Source organism: Rhodococcus zopfii NBRC 100606 = JCM 9919, from assembly GCF_001895025.1.
GTDB classification, from domain to species: Bacteria; Actinomycetota; Actinomycetes; order Mycobacteriales; family Mycobacteriaceae; genus Rhodococcus; species Rhodococcus zopfii.
The window spans coordinates 1-1,831 of the sequence record NZ_BCXI01000104.1 but is presented as its reverse complement, the minus strand read 5'-3'; the positions used below and the strand labels follow the sequence as shown (position 1 = coordinate 1,831).

The window sequence follows — 1,831 nt, the reverse complement described above, 5'->3', positions numbered from 1 at the left end:
ATACTGCCACGCGGGGAAGTAGACCATGCAGTCCGTGGGAGCGGCGGCGGCGACGGTGGTGGCGACGCCGCTGCGGGCGTTGCGGGATCGGGAGGCCGCGAGGAGTTTCGCCTCGGCGATCTCGGCCTTGTCGGCGTCTTCCTTGGTGAAGCCCTCGGGAAGTTCTTGGCGGTCCGAGCGCATCTTGCCGGGCACGATCGTGGAATTGGGGTTCTCGGTGGGTGTCCACGTAACCCAGGGCTCCTTCTTGCCCGGTGCCGTCTCCGGCCTCGCCTGCGGCGGTGTCGGCGGCACGGCGGTGGGGGACGTCGGGGTCTCGGTGATCGGCGGTGCCGGCACCCGCGTCGCCGTCGGTACCGACGAGGTCGACGGTGCCTCGGTCATCTCGGTGGTGTTCGGTGGCGACTGTGCCGCCGCCGGTGCCTCGGTCGTGGACGTGGTGGCGCCGGCGCTCGGGGGTGGCGTCGAGGTGGTGATCGGGGCGGCGGGAGTGGTCGTGGGCTGGGCCAACACGGTGGAACTGCCGTGGGTGAGCAGCAGTGTGGTCGCGGCGGCGATCACGCAGCGACTCACCCACCGGCGGTGGGGCGTGCCCAGGGCACGGCGACGGAGCGATTCCATTGAGACCTACCGTCTTTCGCAGGAGCAGGGTCAGCGGTGGCGCCATCGCTGACCGAAAACCTAATCGGTTTCCCACCAACCACGCACGTATCCGGTAACACTTCCATCACGGAAACCATCCGACTGGTATTTTCATGGAAGGTCGGTCGATCCGGCATTTCGCTGCTACACCCGAGGGGCTGCCCGCCCCATGGGGGCGGTTCGTCGGTGCGCAGGGGTGTGCCCTGCTTCCGGGAAGAAGTGCGGGATGAGTGTGTGACGACGATGCCCGGTGCGGTGCGGTGCGGTGCGGCGGCTCGGCGCCGGGGTGGGGCCGGGCGCTCAGAGGTCTCGGCAGAGAGGGCGCAGTGCGCTGCCTCGTTGCCCGTAGGCTGTCCGGGCGGTCGGCCGTGGGGGGCCGCTACCGACTCCGGAGGGGGATCCGGAGGGGACGGCGACGCGAGGCGAGCGGGAAGGAGGGGTGGTGGGGACCACGCAGCACCGGGGCCGGGTCACCCGGTTCCACTTCGTCACCGTCGCGGCCGAGTTGTTCGCCGCCGCCGGGTATCACGGGGTCAGCACGGGCGAGATCGTCGCCGCGGCCGGCTCGAACAAGGGCGCGCTGTACTACCACTTCCGCTCCAAGGACGACCTCGTGGCGGCGATCATCGACGAACAGCACCGCCGCAGCATCGCCCTCGTCCAGCGGGTCACCGCCACCGACGCCGCGGCGCTCGAGCAGATCGTCATGCTCAGCCACGCCCTCGGCGAGCAACTACAGCAGAGCGCGCTGGTGCGGGCCGGGCTGCGCCTGTCCACCGAACTCGCCGACCGCACCCCCGCCCACCCGTACCGGGACTGGATCGGTGCCTGCCGGGTGCTGCTCGACCGCGCCGCCGACCACGGTGATCTGCGCGCTGGTCTGGATCTGGATGCGGTGGCCCGGTTCGTGATCGGGGCGTTCACCGGTATCCAACAGCTGTCCGGGCTGCTCACCGACCGCCCCGACCTGCCCCGGCGGATCGACGAGCTGTGGGCACTGGTGCTGCCCACCCTCGTCGCCGACCCCGACCGGCGTGACGCGGTGCGCCGCGCCCGCTGGGCACCCCCGATCCCCGTCGCCTGAACTCCACTCCCTCGGAATCCGCCCCGACCCGTCTGCGCCGGGCCGCCCTACTGTCCTCCCGCGGCCGGCCGGCCTCATCGGTGGCGGGCAGCCACTGGCACGGCT

The 1,831-nt window shown here is 71.3% G+C and carries 2 protein-coding genes and 1 pseudogene; 2 read left to right on the top strand and 1 reads right to left on the bottom strand.

What is annotated here, in order from left to right; genetic code table 11:
• Window positions 1-195, bottom strand: a pseudogene (locus RZ1_RS31060) (hypothetical protein); the annotation flags it as partial.
• A 22-nt stretch (window positions 196-217) separates the two neighbouring features.
• On the opposite strand from RZ1_RS31060, the gene RZ1_RS31055 reads away from it, so the two are divergent.
• Together RZ1_RS31055 and RZ1_RS29275 are read left to right on the top strand one after the other, a co-directional pair.
• Window positions 218-673 (top strand): hypothetical protein, encoded by a 456-nt coding sequence (locus tag RZ1_RS31055; protein ID WP_139282077.1) that lies wholly within the window; start codon window positions 218-220, stop codon window positions 671-673.
• 411 nt (window positions 674-1,084) lie between these two features.
• On the top strand, window positions 1,085-1,726 hold the full coding sequence (locus tag RZ1_RS29275; protein ID WP_072816437.1) for a ScbR family autoregulator-binding transcription factor: 642 nt from the start codon (window positions 1,085-1,087) through the stop codon (window positions 1,724-1,726).
• Window positions 1,727-1,831: the final 105 nt, after the last annotated feature.